Genomic DNA, 18,415 nt, shown 5'->3' on the forward strand with positions numbered 1-18,415 from the left:
GCATCCGCTTTCTGCATTATCGGGCTTGTCCATCGGCTCCTGTGAACCCGCGTCCTGCGCGTTGATAGCGGCATGTCGGCCGCGGGCACCGCCGATTACGGATTGATCACCGTTTTAAACACCATCTCGCCGCCTTTCACCTCGTTGATCACCGCCGGACGAATGGCGTCGCCGTCTTTCAGGGTCAGGGTGCCGGTGATGCCGGTGAAGTTGCTGGTGGCGCGGATCGCCTTGTTGACGCAAACGCGATCGTGCGGATCGCTACAGGTGTTCATGGCGTTGACGATCATCTTGTAGGCATCCGCCGTCATCGCTCCCCAGGTGTGGGTCGGTTCCTTGTATTTGGCGGTCCAGGCTTTGATGAACTTTTCCCCTTCCGGCGTCTGCTCTTTGGCGTTCGGCGAGTAGTAGTCGGTGGTCATCCACCCTTCCACCGCGTCCTGTCCCATTTTGAAGAACACCGGGTCCGCCGCCAGACCATCGCCGCCGACCACCGGCACCTTCAGCCCGAGCTGTTTGGCCTGCACCGCGATCAGCGCGCCTTCGGTGTAGTAAATCGGCATATAGATCACGTCCACATTGTGAGATTTGATGGTGGAGAGCTGGGCTTTGAAATCCTTACTGCCGCCGGGCGCCTGTACTTCAATCGGAATGGTGCCGCCGTTTTTCAGGAACTGGGTGCGGAACGATTTGGCCAGCCCGACCGAATAGTCATTACTGCTATCGAACATGATGGCGGCTTTCTTCGCTTTCAGATCGCGCGTCGCCAGGTTGGCGCCCACTACGCCCTGAAAACTGTCGGAGAAGCAGACGCGGCTGACGTACTCTTTGCCTTTGGTCACCCGGTCGTTGGTGGCGGTCGGCGAGACGATCGGCGTTTTGGTATCTTCCGCCATCTTGGTCATCGCCATAGTATTGGTGGAGGTTACCTCGCCGATCACCGCGTCCACCTTATCGCTGGACACCAGTCGCTGCATGGCGTTGGCCGCTTCCACTTTGTCGCTCTTGTCGTCAATCACCACCAGCTTGATGGTGTCGCCATTCTTCAGTTTGGTTTCGATACCGTTAATCAGCTCCAGTCCTTTCAGGGACGGCTGACCGTAACCGCTCAATGCACCGCTCAGGGGCAATACCACGCCAATCTTGATGTCATCCGCCCACGCCCCCACTGAAGCCAGTGAAGACGATACGGCTACCGCTGCGACAGTAAATCTGAAAAATTTGTTCTTCATGATCGCCTCTTCAAAAATAAACATCACATTTCAGCTATGAAATGACGCTGTATACAGGGTGATAAAAAGAAGATCTGTGTGACAGGATATCCAGGCTGTTCACCGGGGAAGAGGCAGCAATAAATATGCCAAATACACAAAAATAATTAATGTATTAATAATCAAAACGTAAAAGAAAAAGATATGAATAATTTCCAGCTCAGCTGATTAACCGTTAACGCTCATGCACCAATTCGTCACCGCCATGCTTTTTATTAGTGCGAAAACGGCGTAATTTTTCACAGATAAATCAACCAATAGCAAAACATGCCATATTGATGCTCATGTATTTCCCCATAAATGTATTATTCTCTGTTTATCCTTTTTCGGCCTGCCGGTTTCAGCGATTATTTCTGGAATAATTTCGTTTTCGTCGTTTTATTCTGAGTTGTTTTATTCTGAATGGAATACGCTCAGGTTAAATAAATAAACGTTTTTAACAATGACGCAACACACCAGGCCAGCCATCACGATGCAGGGGAATAGCGCTGGACAAATACTGTATGCATATACATAATTTACTGCATTATTTCATTTATCCATCTGACTACACGCCATGACCCTTTCACCACCGCGTCAGGGATTCGTATTGACCCGCCACTGGCAGGACACGCCCGCCGGGGTTCAGGTCGAATGCTGGCTGGCGACCGATAACGGCCCCTGCCGGGTCAGGCTATCTCCGCAGCAGGCCGTGGCGTTTGTGCCGATGCGGCATCAGGCACAGATTACCCAGCTACTGAGCGGCGAAAGGAACTGGCAACTGCGGCCGCTGGCGCTGAAAAACTTCCACCACGAACCGCAACTCGGGCTCTACTGCCTGCAATATCGCCAATTGCTGCGCCTGGAAAAGAAACTGCAGGAAGCCGGGATTCCGGTGTACGAGGCGGATATCCGCCCGCCGGAACGGTTTCTGATGGAGCGCTTTATTACCGCCCCGGTCTGGTTCAGCGGCGAAGAAAGCGCCGATGGTTTGATCGACCAGGTCAGGCTGAAACCGGCGCCCGACTATCGCCCGCCGCTGAAAACCGTGTCGCTGGATATCGAAACCAGCCGTCACGGCGAGCTGTACTGCATCGGTCTGGAAGGCTGCGGCCAGCGTCAGGTATTTATGCTGGGGCCGGAGAACGGCAACGTCGACGATGCCGGCGATCTGACGCTGGAATACGTCGCCAGCCGCCCGCAACTGCTGGAAAAACTCAACCAGTGGCTGCAAACCCACGACCCGGATGTGATCATCGGCTGGAATCTGGTGCAGTTTGACCTGCGGGTGCTGCAACAGCACGCCGAGCGCTACCGCATTCCGCTACGGCTAGGGCGCGGCGGCCAGGAGCTGGAATGGCGCGAACACGGCTACCGGCAAGGGCACTTCTTCGCCGGCGCGCCGGGCCGGCTGATCGTGGACGGCATCGAGGCGCTAAAATCCGCCACCTGGAACTTTGCCTCGTTCAGCCTGGAATTTGTTTCCCAATCGCTGCTGGGCGAAGGCAAGGCCAGCGATAATCCCTATCAGCGGCTGGAAGAGATTGAACAACGCTTTCAGCAAGACAAGCCCGCGCTGGCGCGCTACAACCTGAAAGACTGCGAACTGGTAACGCGCATTTTCGAGAAAACCCACCTGATGCCTTTTCTGCTGGAGCGCGCCAGCGTAACCGGGCTGGCGGCGGACCGCAGCGGCGGTTCGGTGGCGGCGTTCACCCACCTGTACCTGCCGCGTATGCACCGGGCCGGGTTTGTGGCGCCCAATCTCGGCGAAGTGCCGCCGGAAGCCAGCCCCGGCGGCTACGTGATGGATTCCCGCCCCGGTCTGTACGATTCGGTGCTGGTGCTGGACTACAAAAGCCTGTATCCCTCGATCATCCGCACTTTTCTGATCGACCCGGTCGGTCTGGTAACCGGTTTACAGCAGCCGGATGAGCAACATGCGGTGGAAGGCTTTCGCGGCGCCTGGTTCTCCCGCCGGCACCATTGTCTGCCCGCCATCGTGGAAGGCATCTGGCATGAGCGCGACCTCGCCAAGCAGGAAAACAACAAACCGTTGTCGCAGGCGCTGAAAATCATCATGAATGCGTTTTACGGCGTGCTGGGATCCAGCGGCTGCCGCTTTTTCGATCCGCGTCTCGCCTCCTCCATCACCCTGCGCGGCCATGAGATCATGCGCCAGACTCGCTCTCTGATTGAAGCCAAAGGCTATCAGGTGATTTACGGCGATACCGACTCTACCTTCGTCTGGCTTAAACGCGCTCACCGCGAGGATGAGGCGGATGCTATCGGCCGTGAACTGGTGGCCTATATCAACGACTGGTGGCAACAGCACCTCCACCAGCAGCACGGGCTGAACAGCGCGCTGGAGATGGAGTACGAAACCCATTTTCACCGTTTTCTGATGCCCACCATCCGCGGCGCTGAACTGGGCAGCAAAAAACGCTACGCCGGCATGACCATTACCGGGCAAGGCGAGCAGATGGTGTTCAAAGGGCTGGAAACGGTGCGTTCCGACTGGACGCCGCTGGCGCAGCAATTCCAGCAACAACTTTACCAGCGCATCTTCCACCACGAACCGTATCAGGAATGGGTGCGGGAGTACGTGGCGAAGACGCTGAACGGCGAACACGACGACCTGCTGGTGTACCGCAAACGTCTGCGTCACAAACTGAGCGACTACCAGCGTAACGTGCCGCCGCAGGTTCGCGCCGCCAGAATGGCCGACGACTACAACCGCCAGCATGACCGGCCGTTGCAATACCAAAGCGGCGGCTGGATAAGCTACGTCATCACGGTGAATGGTCCGGAACCGCTGGAGAATCGCCGCTCGCCGTTGGATTACAGTCACTACGTGGAAAAGCAGTTACAACCGGTGGCCGATGCGATACTGCCTTTCATTCACGATGATTTTGCTACACTGATTACCGGACAGATGGGGCTATTTTAACAATCCGATGGTGCCTGACAGGTGACGAACAGGCTACCATCCAGTACCATAGCGCCCTTTCAAAAATATCAGGCGTGAGTCCACGTCTGTCTGTTAGACAGCGGTCAATTAAATATACCCTAAATAATTCGGGTTGCAGGAAGGCGGCGACGCAGCGAATCCCCGGAAGCTTACTCAAGTAAGTGACCGGGATGAGCCAAGGAAGCCAACGCACCTGCAACTTGAAGTATGACGGTTATAACCGGAATACCCGGGGCGTTCCCCACACCCGCATCACAGGCTGTGCCCGACATCACCACTGTCGCGCAGGGCGGGTCAGGTATTGCCGGACGCAGGGGTCGGCGGCCCTCTGTTCAGACATTCTCCGACAACGACGAGTATCGAGCTTAGAATTTATGCCTTTTACACTTGGTCAACGCTGGATCAGCGATACAGAAAGCGATTTAGGATTGGGTACGGTAGTGGCGATGGATGCCCGCATGGTCACTCTGCTGTTTCCGGCCAGTGGCGAAAACCGTCTCTATTCAAGAAATGACGCCCCCATTACCCGTGTCATGTTCAATCCCGGCGATACCGTCACCAGCCACGAAAGCTGGCAGTTACGGGTGGAGGACGTGCGTGACGAGAATGGTCTGCGCACCTATATCGGCCAGCGGCTGGACACCGATGAACCCGCCGAACTGCGGGAAGTGTTCCTCGACAGCAAGCTGACGTTCAATAAGCCGCAGGATCGGCTGTTCGCCGGTCAAATCGACCGAATGGATCGCTTTGCGCTGCGTTACCGCGCGCACCGTCACCAGCTCGAACAGGCGTTGCAGCCGTGGGGCGGACTGCGCGGCATGCGCGCCAGCCTGATTCCGCACCAGTTGCACATCGCCCGCGAAGTGGGCCAGCGCCATGCGCCGCGCGTGCTGTTGGCGGACGAAGTGGGGCTGGGCAAAACCATTGAAGCCGGCATGATTATCCACCAGCAGTTGCTGGCGGGCCGGGCGGAACGCGTGCTGATCGTGGTGCCGGAAACATTACAGCATCAGTGGCTGGTGGAGATGCTGCGCCGCTTCAACCTGCTGTTCTCGCTGTTCGACGACGAGCGCTACGCCGAAGCCCGCCTTGACAGCGACAACCCGTTTGAAACCGAGCAGTTGATCATCTGTTCGCTGGATTTTGTACGCCGCAACCCGTCCCGTTTCGAACAACTGCTGGACGCCGACTGGGACCTGCTGGTGGTGGACGAAGCGCACCATCTGGTATGGAGCGAAGCCGCGCCCAGCGCCGGATACAAGGCGGTCGAGCGTCTGGCGCGCGCCATCCCCGCGGTGCTGTTGCTGACCGCGACGCCGGAACAATTGGGTCAGGAGAGCCACTTTGCCCGTCTGCGGCTGCTCGATCCGAACCGTTTCCATGACTACCACGAATTTATCGCCGAACAACAGCAATACCGCCCGGTGGCCGACGCGGTCACCCTGTTGCTGAGCGGCAACAGCATCAACGACAGCGATCGCAACGCGCTCGGCGACATGCTGGGCGAGCAGGATATCGAGCCGCTGCTGAAGTCCATCGCCAGCGGCAGCGACGACAGCGCCGCGGCGCGTCAGGAACTGATCACCATGCTGATGGACCGCCACGGCACCAGCCGCGTGCTGTTCCGCAACACCCGTCAGGGGGTGAAAGGCTTCCCGAAACGCGAACTGCATCAGATCAAGCTGCCGTTGCCGACGCAGTACCAGACGGCGATCCGCGTGTCCGGCATCATGAATGCCCGTAAATCCGCTGAAGATTGCGCGCGCGACATGCTCTATCCGGAGCAGATCTATCAGCAATTTGAAGACGACAACGCCACCTGGTGGAGTTTCGATCCGCGCGTCGAATGGATGCTGGATTTTCTGACCAGCCACCGCGACGAGAAGGTGCTGGTGATCTGCGCCAAAGCAGCCACCGCGCTGCAGCTGGAGCAGGTGCTGCGCACCCGCGAAGCCATCCGCGCCGCGGTGTTCCACGAAGGGCTGTCGATTCTGGAGCGCGACCGCGCCGCTGCGTACTTCGCTTCCGAAGAGGAAGGCGCGCAGGTGCTGATCTGTTCCGAGATCGGTTCCGAAGGCCGCAACTTCCAGTTCGCCAGTCACCTGATCATGTTTGATCTGCCATTCAACCCGGATCTGCTGGAACAGCGCATCGGTCGACTGGATCGTATCGGCCAGAGCCGCGATATCCAGATTCTGGTGCCCTATCTGGAAAACACCGCTCAGGCGCTGCTGGTACGCTGGTACCACGAAGGGCTGGATGCGTTCGAGCACACCTGCCCGACCGGCCGCTCGATTTACGACAGCCACTACGAGCAATTAATCAACCTGCTCGCCAAACCGTCCGAACAGACGGGGCTGGACGAGTTCATCCACACCTGTCGCCAGCAGCATGACGCGCTGAAGACCCAACTGGAACAAGGCCGCGACCGCCTGCTGGAGATGCATTCCAACGGCGGCGAACAAGCGCAGGCGCTGGCCGAAGCGATCGCCAAGCAGGATAACGACGTCAATCTGGTGAATTTCGCCCTCAACCTGTTCGACATCATCGGTATTCATCAGGACGACCGCAGCGATAACCTGATCGTGCTGACGCCGTCCGATCATATGCTGGTGCCGGATTTCCCCGGTCTGCCGCAGGACGGTTGCACCATCACCTTCGACCGCGATCAGGCGCTGTCCCGCGAGGACGCGCAGTTCGTCAGTTGGGAACACCCGCTGATCCGCAACGGTCTGGATCTGATCCTGTCCGGCGACACCGGCAGTTGCGCCGTGTCGCTGCTGAAAAACAAGGCGCTGCCGGTCGGCACCCTGTTGGCGGAACTGGTATACGTGGTGGAAGCGCAGGCGCCGAAGAAATTGCAGTTGACTCGCTTCCTGCCGCCAACGCCGATTCGCGTGCTGCTGGACCGCAAAGGCACCAATCTGGCGGCACAGGTGGAATTCGAGAGCTTCAACCGCCAACTGAGTTCGGTCAATCGCCACACTTCCAGCAAACTGGTGAATGCGGTGCAGGACGATGTGCATGACATGCTGCAGAAAGCCCAACCGTTGGTGGAAGCGCAGGCGCAAGCGCTGATCGCCGACGCGCAGCGCAACGCCGAAACGCAGCTGCGCCGCGAACAGGAGCGGCTGGAAGCGCTCAAGGCGGTCAACCCGAACATCCGTGACGACGAACTGGAGGCGCTGGCAGAACAGCGCGAACAGGTGCTGCTCAACCTGCAGCAGGCCAACTGGCGTCTGGATGCCATCCGTCTGGTGGTGGTGGCGCACCAGTAAGCCCCATCGGTTGTCTATATACTTCGCGGCAAGATCTTCTTGCCGCGATGCCGGAGCCATTCATGGAACCCTACAACCCGCCCCGCGATCCCTGGCTGCACATCCTGTATCAGGATCAGCACATCATGGTGGTGAACAAACCCAGCGGATTGCTCTCCGTTCCCGGCCGCGCCGAGGAACACAAGGACAGCATCATGACCCGCATTCAGGCCGACTTTCCCGCAGCCGAATCCGTCCATCGTCTGGACATGGCGACCAGCGGCGTGATGGTGGTGGCGCTGACCAAAGCGGCGGAACGGGAATTGAAACGCCAGTTCCGCGAACGGGAACCGAAGAAATCCTACATTGCCCGCGTCTGGGGCCATCTGGCGTCGGATGACGGGCTGGTGGATTTGCCGCTGATTTGCGACTGGCCGAACCGCCCAAAACAGAAAGTCTGTTTTGAACAGGGTAAACCCGCTCAGACCGGTTATGCCGTGTTATCACGGGACGGCGACGGCACCACCCGTGTGAAGCTGATGCCGATCACCGGCCGCTCGCACCAGTTACGCGTCCACATGCTGGCGCTGGGCCACCCGATTCTCGGCGACGGCTTCTACGCCCACCCGCAGGCAAAAGCCATGGCGCCCCGCTTGCTGCTGCACGCGCAGGAACTGGCGATCACCCATCCGGCTTTTAACACGCCGATGCATTTTCGCTGTGAAGCGGATTTCTAGCGCACGGGCCCGGGCGCTAAATCGGGTTCACAGAAAACGACGATTCCTGCCAAACAAGTGCTAACAGGAGACGGTCAGAGGACAAAGGGAAGAGGATCAGCGGGAAAACTTGTTGATTTTGAGAAACTCATAGGCGGCCTGAATATCCTGCGCTTTGCGCTTGGCCATTTCAATCATGCGCGGCGACAGGCCCTTGCCCATCATCTTATCGGGGTGGTGTTCGCTCATTAGTTTACGGTAAGCCCGTTTCACCGTGGCGGCGTCATCGCTGCTGCGCACTCCCAGCGTGCGGCAGGCGCTCTCAACCGTCGGCCCGTGCGACGACACAGGCGGCCGCTGGCCGTAAGACTGTCCGCCATACGACTGGTTTCGCCGCTGGTAAGATTTGTTGCCCTGACGCGATGACTGATTGCTGTTTTGTCGGGACTGATAATTACTGTTCTGCCGCGACTGATGGCTGCCCTGTCGTGATTGATAATTGTTGCCCTGCCGCGACTGGTAACCGCTGCTGTTGTTCTGTTTTGATGACTGGTGGTTGCCGCGTTCCATATTACGCATGAACAACTCGAACTGTTCGCGGGTCACGCCCAGTTCATCGGCGAACAGATACAGCAACCGCCGCTCGCTAGGGTGCAGCGCGCCGTCCACAAACGCCACCTGTAGCTGAATCTCCAGAAACATCCGGATCAAATCAAAGCGGCCGATACAGGCGTCACGCAGTTTGCGCAGTTTGCCGCGTACCGGAAACTGGCTGGCTTTGCCTTCGCGAAACGCCTGTTGCGCGGCATTGCGCGCCTCGCCATGCAGTTCCAGCCGGTCCATCATGGTGGTGGCGATACGGATATCGGACTCCGTCACCCGGCCTTTCGACTTGGCCAGATGCCCCATCGCCTGAAAGGTTGTCAGACAAAACAGCGCCTGGCGGGTGGCTTGCGCGGAAAAAAAGTCGCGCTGACGGGATGCACGGGCTCTGTCAAGCAAATGACCCAACAACAGTCCGATTATCAACCCGCCGACACCGGCGCTGGACGCAATCCCCAGCGCTAGCCCCAGCAACTTTCCCCAATACCGCATATACTCCTCAAATCCCCATGCCGTCGGCCAAAAATTGCTTTATCATACCCGTCATTTATCTTTGCTCCTAACGGCAACGCATAGAAAATGGCGGGGATTTTGCACTGGCGCCACGCCGGTGGCTGATATAGTCTCTGACCGTTTGCCGGCATGATGCCCTTGATGACGGAACACCAGATACCGCGTATGAAAAAAAGTTTTCCAACCCTGCTGGCCTCATTAATTTGGTCGGCGCTGTACAGCCAGCACGCGCTGGCCGATCTCGCCTCTCAGTGTATGTCGGGCGTCCCCGTATATAATCGTCCGCTGGTTAATGGCGACACCAGCCAGTTGCCGGTGCACATCAAAGCCGATCAATCACAGGCTAATTACCCGGATAGCGCCGTTTTTACGGGTAACGTCAACGTCGAGCAGGGTAACCGCGTGCTCACCGCCGATCAGGTACAGCTGCACCAGAAGCCGCAGCCCGGTCAGGCCGACCCTATCCGCACCGTCACCGCCATCGGCAACGTGCATTACTATGACAACCAGGTCATCCTGAAAGGTCCGCGAGCCTGGTCCAATCTCAACACCAAAGATACCGACGTGGAAAACGGCGACTATCTGATGGTGGGCCGTCAGGGGCGCGGCGATGCCGACAAGATGAAGCAGCGTGAAAATAACCGTTACACTATTCTGGATAACGGCTCGTTTACATCCTGTTTGCCCGGTGATGATAGCTGGAGTGTAGTCGGTTCGGAAGTGATCCAGGACCGGCAGGAAGAAGTGGCTGAAATCTGGAACGCCCGCTTCCACATCGCCGGCGTACCCGTGTTCTACAGCCCTTACATGCAACTGCCTATCGGCGATAAGCGCCGTTCCGGTTTCCTGATCCCCAATGCCAAATACGGTAACCGTAATGGTTTTGAACTGATCACCCCTTACTACTGGAACATCGCCCCCAACTACGATGCCACCATCACGCCGCATGTGCAGACCAACCGCGGCATTCAGTGGCAGAACGAGTTCCGTAATCTGTCCCGCTTCGGTTTCAGCGTGGTCGAATTCGACTGGCTGCAAAACGACAGACAGTATAAAAGCGATGTGCTGTCTGGAAAGTCAGGCTACGCGGCTGATGATAATTACAACCGTTGGCTGTTCCACTGGATGCACAGCGGCGTTGTCGATCAGGTCTGGCGTATCAACGTCGACTACACCAAGGTCAGCGATCAGAACTATTTCACCGACCTGGACTCGGTCTACGGTAACACCACCGACGGTTACGCCACCCAGAAGTTCAGCCTGGGTTACGCCACCCGCAACTGGGACGCCACGCTGTCGACCCGCCAGTATCAGATCTTCAGCAACCTGGCTAATCGGGACGTGTACCGGGCCATGCCGCAGTTGGATATCAACTTTGCCAAGAATGATATCGGCCCCTTCGATTTATACCTTTACGGTCAGGCGGCGAAATTTACCAACGTCAACCCGAACATGCCGGACGCCACGCGGCTCCACATTGAGCCGACGCTGTCGTTGCCGCTTTCCAACGGCTGGGCCAGCCTGAATACCGAAACCAAGCTGATGGCCACCCACTATCAGCAGGAAAATCTGGATACTTATAGAAACAACCCCAATAATTCAGCAGAGCAACGATTAGAATCGCAACGACTGAAAGACAACGTCAACCGTGTGATGCCGCAGTTCAAAACCGACGGCAAGATGGTGTTTGAACGCAACATGGATTGGGCCAAAGGCTACACCCAAACGCTGGAGCCGCGGGCGCAATACCTGTATGTGCCATACCGCGACCAGTCTACGATCCGCGCTTATGACTCCACGCTGCTGCAGGCGGATTACGCCGGCCTGTTCCGCGATCGCACCTTCAGCGGTCTGGATCGCATCGCGTCCGCCAATCAGGTCTCGACCGGCGTCACCACCCGTTTGTACGACAGCACGCTGGAAGAACGTTTCAACGCCTCGCTGGGGCAGATTTATTACTTTGAACGTCCGCGTACCGGGACTGCGTCCACCATTGACCAGAACGATGACCGCGGCAGCCTGAGCTGGGCGGGGGACTCTTACTGGAAGTTCGCCGACAACTGGGGTATCCGGGGCGGCGCGCAGTATGACCAACGCCTGAAAGATTTCACGCTCGGCGACGCCGTGCTGGAATACCGTGGCGGCGGCGAACGTATGTTCCAGTTGAACTACCGTTTCGCCAGCTCGAAATATATTCAGGCTATGTTGCCGACCGTGACCAACCCAGGCTTCCAGCAAGGCATTTCCCAGATTGGCGCCACCGCCAGTTGGCCGTTGACGGATCGCTGGGCTATCGTGGGCGCTTACTACTACGATACCAAGGCCAACCAACCGGCCGACCAGTTGCTGGGCCTGCAATACAATACCTGCTGCTGGGCGGTGAACGTCGGCTATGAGCGCAAAATCACCAAGTGGGATAGCAACACCAATCAAAGCGTTTACGACAACAAGATTGGCTTCAGCTTTGAACTGCGCGGCCTGAGCAGCAATTACGGTCTGGGTACGGAAAAAATGCTGAAAAACGGTATTTTGCCTTACCAGCGCGCGTTCTGATGAGGTAACGCCGGGAACTCTGGCGGCAATAAACGTCTAATGACCGGTAGCGATTAAACATTTAACCCGCCCTGGCGGATAAAATTAACGGGAAAGGTATGAAGAACTGGAGAGCGCTTGTTCTGGGGCTGGCACTGAGTGCCAACATGGCGTTTGCGGCGCCGCAGGAGGTCAACAAGATCGCCGCGGTCGTCGACAACAGTGTGGTTCTGGAAAGCGATATCAATAGCCTGCTGCAGTCCGTCAAGCTGAACGCGCAAGAAGCCGGTCAACAGTTGCCGGACGACGCCACGCTCCGGCACCAGATTCTGGAGCGCTTGATCATGGATAACATCGTCCTGCAGATGGCGCAGAAGATGGGCGTTCAGGTAACCGACGAGCAACTGGATCGTTCCATCGCCAACATCGCCGCGCAGAACCGCATGAGCGTGGACCAGTTGCGTAGCCGCCTGGCGGCCGAAGGCGTCAGCTTTGATACCTACCGCAACCAGATTCGCAAAGACATGGTCATTGCCGAAGTGCGCAACAGCGAAGTGCGCCGTCGCGTCACCGTGCTGCCGCAGGAAGTGGATTCGCTGGCCCAGCAGATTGCCAGCCAGGGAGCGAGCGGTCCCGAGGTTAACCTGAGCCAGATTCTGATCCCGCTGCCGGAAAACCCGACGCAGGATCAGGTCGACAAAGCGGAAAGCCTGGCTAATCGTCTGGTGAAAGAAGCCTCGCAGGGCGCCGACTTCGGCAAACTGGCCATCACCTACTCCGCCGATCCGCAGGCGCTGAAAGGCGGACAAATGGGCTGGGGCCGTCCGCAGGAATTGCCGTCGCTGTTCGCCGAACGTCTGACCAATCCGCAGAAAGGCCAGGTTATCGGGCCGATCCGCTCCGGCGTCGGTTTCCATATTCTGCGCGTCAACGACACCCGCGGCGGCGATCAGTCCGTATCGGTGACCGAAGTTCACGCCCGTCATATTCTGCTGCGTACCTCGGTGGTAATGAACGATGCGCAGGCCAGAGCCAGACTGGAAGACATCGCAAGCCAGATCAAAAGCGGCAAGTTAAGCTTTGCCAACGCCGCCAAACAGCTGTCGCAGGATCCGGGCACCGCCAATCAGGGCGGCGATCTGGGCTGGTCATCGCCGGACATGTATGACCCCTCATTCCGTGACGCGTTGACCCAATTGAAGAAAGGCGAAATCAGCGCGCCGGTGCATTCCTCCTTCGGCTGGCATCTGATTCAGTTGCTGGATACCCGTCAGGTGGACAAGACCGACGCCGCCCAGAAAGATCGCGCCTATCGCATGCTGTTTAACCGTAAATTCGCCGAGGAAGCGCAAACCTGGATGCAGGAAAAACGCGCCGCGGCTTACGTGAAAATCCTGAATGGGCAGAACTGATGCCGACTGAAGCGCTGGTGCAGCGAGTGGTGATCACCCCCGGCGAACCCGCCGGGATTGGTCCTGACCTGGTGGTGGCGCTGGCCCAGCAAAACTGGCCGGTGGAACTGGTGGTGTGCGCTGACGCAGAGCTGCTGTTGAGCCGCGCGCTGGCGCTGAAACTGCCGCTGACGTTACGTGAATACCAGCCGCACCAGAGTGCGCAGGCGCAGGCCGCCGGGACGCTGACGCTGCTGCCGGTCGCCGCCGACGCCACCGTGGTGCCGGGGCAACTGAACGTGGCGAACAGCCGCTATGTGCTGGACACGCTGACCCACGCCTGCGACGGTTGCCTGAACGGCGACTTCGCCGCGCTGATCACCGGGCCGGTGCACAAAGGCATCATCAACGAGTCAGGGATTCCGTTTTCCGGCCACACCGAGTTTTTTGCCGAGCGCAGCCACTGCCGGCGTGTGGTGATGATGCTGGCGACCGAGGAGCTGCGCGTCGCGCTGGCGACCACGCATCTGCCGTTGAAAGACGTCGCGGACGCCATCACCCGCGACAGCCTGCATGAAGTGATCACCATTCTGCATCAGGACTTGCAGCGCAAGTTCGGCCTCGCCCAACCGGTCATCTACGTCTGCGGCCTGAATCCGCACGCCGGCGAAGGCGGCCACATGGGACGTGAAGAACTGGATGTCATTATTCCGGCGCTGGATGAACTGCGTCAGTCCGGTATCCAGTTGGTCGGCCCGCTGCCGGCCGACACCTTGTTCCAACCCAAGTATCTCGAACACGCCGACGCCGTACTGGCGATGTATCACGATCAGGGCCTGCCGGTGCTGAAATATCAGGGCTTCGGCCGGGCCGTCAACATCACGCTGGGGCTGCCGTTTATCCGTACTTCCGTCGACCACGGCACCGCACTGGAGCTTGCCGCCAGCGGTCAGGCCGATCCGGGCAGCTTCCGCACCGCATTAAATCTCGCTATCCACATGATTGCTAACCGTAATGAATAATCGCGTCCATCAAGGCCACTTCGCCCGTAAGCGTTTCGGCCAAAATTTTCTCAACGATCAGTTTGTGATCGACAGTATTGTTTCCGCCATCCACCCGCAGCCGGGTCAGGCAATGGTGGAAATCGGCCCCGGTCTGGGGGCGCTCACCATTCCGGTCGGCGAGCGTATCGACCACTTTACCGTGGTGGAACTGGACCGCGATCTGGCCGCCCGGCTGGAGGTTCACCCGACGCTCAGGGACAAGCTGACCATCATCCAGCAGGATGCGATGACGGTGGATTTCGCCGCGCTGGCACAACAGGCGGGACAACCGCTGCGGGTTTTTGGTAACCTGCCGTATAATATTTCGACACCGCTGATGTTCCACCTGTTCGGCTATACTCAGGCTATTCGCGACATGCACTTCATGTTGCAGAAAGAGGTGGTAAACCGGCTGGTGGCGGGGCCGGACAGCAAGGCTTATGGCCGTATAAGCGTGATGGCGCAGTACTATTGTCAGGTGATTCCGGTGCTTGAAGTGCCGCCGACGGCTTTCAAACCGGCCCCGAAAGTGGATTCCGCAGTGGTTCGTCTGGTGCCGCACACCACGTCGCCTTATCCGGTGGTGGATACCCGTATGTTGAGCCGGATTACCACGGAAGCCTTTAATCAGCGACGCAAAACGCTGCGCAACAGTCTGGGCAACCTGTTCACGCCGGAGCAATTGACCGCGCTGGAAGTGGACCCGAACGCCCGGGCGGAAAACGTCACTATTGCGCAATACTGCCGTCTGGCCGAATGGCTGACCGCGCACCCCACATCGCAGGAATAAGCTGGAGTTGTCGTCATGATGAACGCGCCCCGAGTGTGTATACAGGTTCAGAGCTTCTATGTAGAAGCGCAGTCCCAGCCAGAGGAAGGGCGCTTCGTGTTCGCTTACACCATCACTATCCGCAATCTGGGTCGTCATGACGTCAAACTGCTCAGCCGTTACTGGATGATTACCAACGGCAACGGCAAACAAACCGAAGTACAGGGCGAAGGCGTGATCGGCCTGCAGCCCGTGATTCAACCGGGCAATGAATTCCAGTACACCAGCGGCGCCATTCTGGAAACGCCGATGGGCACCATGGAAGGCCATTACCAGATGATTGACCATCAAGGTGAAACATTTCAGGTCCCCATTACGGTATTCCGCCTGGCCATTCCCTCACTGATACACTGAAAGACTATGGCTACCTATCTTGTTGGCGACGTTCACGGCTGCGCCGTCGAACTTAAAGCGCTGCTGGCGCAAGTCGCCTTTGACCCCGAGTATGACACGTTATGGCTGACCGGCGATCTGGTCGCCCGCGGCCCCGATTCGCTGGACGTGCTGCGCTATGTCCGTTCGCTGGGCGATGCGGTGCGCATGGTGCTCGGCAACCACGATTTGCATCTGCTGGCGGTGTACGCCGGCATCAGCCGCAACAAACCCAAAGATCGTCTGGATGCGCTATTGTCGGCGCCGGATGCGGACGACCTGATCAACTGGCTGCGCCGTCAACCGCTGTTACAGGTGGACGACGAGCGCAAACTGGTGATGTCTCATGCCGGCATCACGCCGCAGTGGGATCTGGACACCGCGAAAATGTGCGCGCGGGAAGTGGAAGCGATCCTCAGCAGCGACAGTTACCCGCTGTTTCTGGACGCAATGTACGGCGACATGCCGAACCACTGGAGTCCGGAACTGAGCGGGCTGGCGCGTTTGCGGTTCAGCACCAACGTATTTACCCGCATGCGTTACTGCTTCTCCGGCGGTCAGCTCGACATGCTGTGCAAGGAGCCGCCGACACAGGCGCCGTCGTTGCTGAAACCCTGGTTTGACCTGCCGGGACCGGTAGCGGCCGAATACGCGATTGCGTTCGGCCACTGGGCGTCGCTGGAAGGCAAAGGCACGCCGGCAGGCATCTACGCGCTGGATACCGGCTGTTGCTGGGGCGGCGTTCTCACCTGCCTGCGCTGGGAAGACCAACGCTACTTCACCCAACCGTCGCTGATGGCACCGGATACGGAAGCCTTCGCCATCTGATGTAACCGGCGGTTCTGCCGCCGGTCATATTGCCTCTCGCGTGTATCTCGCGCCGTTACGCCCCGATCACGCCGCCGCCTTCACGGGTGATCATGATGACTGAGGAACGGGGCCGCACACTGTTATTCGGGAAATGCGAATCCCCTTTTTCTCCGGGATGCTGCACATTGACGAACATCGTACGGTAGTCGGACGTGAACGCAATGCCGGTCAGTTCGCAGGATTTCGGGCCGACCATGAACCGACGGATCTCGCCGCTGGTCGGGTCGCCCGCCAGCATCTGGTTATTCCCCTGCCCGGCAAAATCGCCCTTGTTGCTGTAATTGCCGTCGGTCAGGATCCACAGACGCCCGTCGTGATCGAACCCCAATCCATCCGGGCTGTTGAAACTGTTTTCCGCCGTGATGTTCGGCGTACCGCGATTAATGCCATCCGGATGCGCCACCGGATTACCGCACAGCGCGTACATGTCCCAGTCGAATACGTCCGCCGTCGCATCGCCGTTTTCGTTCCAGCGAATGATCTGGCCGTAGACGTTATTCGGCCGCGGATTGGCCGCATTGATCGGCATACCTTCCTCGCCGCGTTTGCTGTTATTGGTCAGGGTACAATAGGCGCGGCCGTCATGCGGGTTGACCGCAATCCACTCCGGGCGATCCATCCGCGTCGCGTTCACTTGCGAGGCGGCTTTGCGGGCAAAAACCAGCACCTCCGCCTGATCGCGGAACCCGTTTTCCGGCGTTAGCCCGTTCTTGCCGAACTCCAGCGCTACCCAGCGTCCTTTGCCTTTCAGCGGCGTGCCGCCCGCATCGCCGTCAAACTGCGCCACATACAGTACGCCGTCATCCAGCAGACGTGCGTTGGCCGAGGGATTAGCGTGATCCACCTTGCCGTTGGAAACGTATTTGTAGATGAACTCGCCGCGCTCATCATCCCCCATGTACACCACCAGATGCCCATTCTTCGCCACCGTCACCGCGGCGTTCTCATGCTTGAAACGCCCCAGCGCGGTACGTTTTACCGGGGTCGATGCCGGATTCAGCGGGTCGATTTCTACAATCCAGCCATGCCGGTTAAATTCATTGGGGTGCTTCGCCACATCGAAACGCTCGTCAAAATCCACCCAGTTGCGTTCCGGTTCATGCACTTTCAGCGTATAGCGCTTCTGTTCCGGCGTGGTGTGGTAATCGGCCTGCCGGGTGCCGAAATAGGTATCGAAATTCTCTTCACAAGTCAGATAGGTGCCCCACGGCGTTTTGCCGTTGGCGCAGTTACCGAAGGTGCCCAGCACGTTCATGCCCTGCGGATCCGCCGCCGTTTTCAGCAACGCATGACCCGCCGCCGGGCCGCTGAAGGTCATAACCGTATTGGCGGTAATACGACGGTTATAACGTGAAGGGCGTTCCACTTCCCAGCGCGCCGAATCGGCTACGCGTTTCACCGCCACGACCGACACGCCGTGCGCCGCCTGAGATTTACGCACATCTTCCAGGCTGGCTGCTTTGGCGCCGCCGTGCGCAAACAGGTATGGCTCGTTCACATATTCGTTGTTGATAGCCATCACGCCGTGACGGTCATCAATCGGGAAAAAACTCATGCCGTCGTTGTTGTCGCCAAACTGCTTTTCCTGATCGATGGCGCTGTTCTTGCCTTCGGCATGAAACGCCGGCGCGCCGTCCACCAGCGGGTCGCCCCAGGAAATCAGCACCTCGGCCCGGTAGCCGGGGGCAATGGCGATATGATCATCGGCGGAGGCGGTAATGCCCTTGAAACCCAACAGTTTGCTACCCGGCGGCTGACCTTCCGCCAGCCCCGTTGCCGGAAAAGACCAGATACCGCCGCCGAGAAAACCGGCCAGTCCCAGCGCCCCCGCATTGCCCAGCAGTTTGCGGCGGGCAGGATTGCTCAGGCGGTCGACATTCAGCTCATCAGTGCTCAGGTGCTCAATCTTGTCGGTCATGTTCGACTACGTCCTCTTGCTTTCGTTCTGGTTCCAGCGCCGTTACCGTCCGGTGCTGAGGCGATGATAAAAAACCAAAGCAGATACTACGCAATGATTGTGACCAGTTAGTTACATGTGGATACATTAGGATAACAAAAGAAAAACCCG

Annotated in this window: 12 protein-coding genes; 9 read left to right on the forward strand and 3 right to left on the reverse strand. The window is 58.3% G+C overall.

The genetic code is table 11. The features are described from left to right. Positions 1 to 95: 95 nt before the first annotated feature. Positions 96 to 1,232 carry an ABC transporter substrate-binding protein gene (locus tag DXXMK7_RS17980; protein ID WP_038669270.1) on the reverse strand — a complete coding sequence of 379 codons (1,137 nt, stop codon included), beginning with the start codon at positions 1,230 to 1,232 and terminating at the stop codon, positions 96 to 98. Positions 1,233 to 1,827: 595 nt separating this feature from the next. Between DXXMK7_RS17980 and DXXMK7_RS17985 the strand changes: the two genes are divergently transcribed. The 3 genes from DXXMK7_RS17985 (at position 1,828) to rluA (ending at position 8,215) form a co-directional block, all read left to right on the forward strand. Further along, positions 1,828 to 4,200 (forward strand): DNA polymerase II, encoded by a 2,373-nt coding sequence (locus DXXMK7_RS17985; RefSeq protein WP_038920255.1) that lies wholly within the window; start codon positions 1,828 to 1,830, stop codon positions 4,198 to 4,200. A gap of 395 nt (positions 4,201 to 4,595) precedes the next feature. Then, positions 4,596 to 7,499: an RNA polymerase-associated protein RapA gene (rapA, locus tag DXXMK7_RS17990; protein ID WP_038920256.1), complete on the forward strand. Its 2,904-nt coding sequence runs from the start codon at positions 4,596 to 4,598 to the stop codon at positions 7,497 to 7,499. Positions 7,500 to 7,561: 62 nt separating this feature from the next. After that, a complete protein-coding gene (gene rluA / locus DXXMK7_RS17995; protein WP_038920257.1) occupies positions 7,562 to 8,215 on the forward strand; it encodes a bifunctional tRNA pseudouridine(32) synthase/23S rRNA pseudouridine(746) synthase RluA in 654 nt (217 codons plus the stop codon). 96 nt (positions 8,216 to 8,311) lie between these two features. Here rluA and djlA read toward each other — a convergent pair whose 3' ends face one another. Then, complete coding sequence (gene djlA / locus DXXMK7_RS18000; RefSeq protein ID WP_038665599.1) at positions 8,312 to 9,289, reverse strand: co-chaperone DjlA; 978 nt, start codon at positions 9,287 to 9,289, stop codon at positions 8,312 to 8,314. A gap of 150 nt (positions 9,290 to 9,439) precedes the next feature. Between djlA and lptD the strand changes: the two genes are divergently transcribed. The 6 genes from lptD to apaH all read left to right on the forward strand — a co-directional run bounded on the left by lptD (position 9,440) and on the right by apaH (position 16,305). Next, on the forward strand, positions 9,440 to 11,863 hold the full coding sequence (gene lptD / locus DXXMK7_RS18005; protein WP_082202664.1) for an LPS assembly protein LptD: 2,424 nt from the start codon (positions 9,440 to 9,442) through the stop codon (positions 11,861 to 11,863). A 98-nt stretch (positions 11,864 to 11,961) separates the two neighbouring features. Next, a complete protein-coding gene (gene surA / locus DXXMK7_RS18010; RefSeq protein ID WP_038920258.1) occupies positions 11,962 to 13,254 on the forward strand; it encodes a peptidylprolyl isomerase SurA in 1,293 nt (430 codons plus the stop codon). Further along, positions 13,254 to 14,255: a 4-hydroxythreonine-4-phosphate dehydrogenase PdxA gene (gene pdxA, locus DXXMK7_RS18015; RefSeq protein ID WP_038920259.1), complete on the forward strand. Its 1,002-nt coding sequence runs from the start codon at positions 13,254 to 13,256 to the stop codon at positions 14,253 to 14,255. The genes surA and pdxA overlap by 1 nt, the downstream gene beginning before the upstream one ends. Next, on the forward strand, positions 14,248 to 15,066 hold the full coding sequence (gene rsmA / locus DXXMK7_RS18020) for a 16S rRNA (adenine(1518)-N(6)/adenine(1519)-N(6))-dimethyltransferase RsmA (RefSeq protein ID WP_038920260.1): 819 nt from the start codon (positions 14,248 to 14,250) through the stop codon (positions 15,064 to 15,066). The genes pdxA and rsmA overlap by 8 nt, the downstream gene beginning before the upstream one ends. A 15-nt stretch (positions 15,067 to 15,081) precedes the next feature. Further along, positions 15,082 to 15,459 carry a Co2+/Mg2+ efflux protein ApaG gene (gene apaG / locus DXXMK7_RS18025; RefSeq protein ID WP_038665589.1) on the forward strand — a complete coding sequence of 126 codons (378 nt, stop codon included), beginning with the start codon at positions 15,082 to 15,084 and terminating at the stop codon, positions 15,457 to 15,459. 6 nt (positions 15,460 to 15,465) lie between these two features. Beyond that, positions 15,466 to 16,305 (forward strand): bis(5'-nucleosyl)-tetraphosphatase (symmetrical) ApaH, encoded by an 840-nt coding sequence (gene apaH / locus DXXMK7_RS18030; RefSeq protein WP_038920261.1) that lies wholly within the window; start codon positions 15,466 to 15,468, stop codon positions 16,303 to 16,305. A gap of 55 nt (positions 16,306 to 16,360) precedes the next feature. On the opposite strand, the gene DXXMK7_RS18035 is transcribed toward apaH, so the two are convergent. After that, complete coding sequence (locus tag DXXMK7_RS18035) at positions 16,361 to 18,265, reverse strand: PhoX family phosphatase (protein WP_038920262.1); 1,905 nt, start codon at positions 18,263 to 18,265, stop codon at positions 16,361 to 16,363. Between the last annotated feature and the right edge of the window lie 150 nt (positions 18,266 to 18,415).

The sequence above is a fragment of the Dickeya sp. MK7 genome, from assembly GCF_000406305.1.
GTDB lineage: Bacteria > Pseudomonadota > Gammaproteobacteria > Enterobacterales > Enterobacteriaceae > Dickeya > Dickeya fangzhongdai.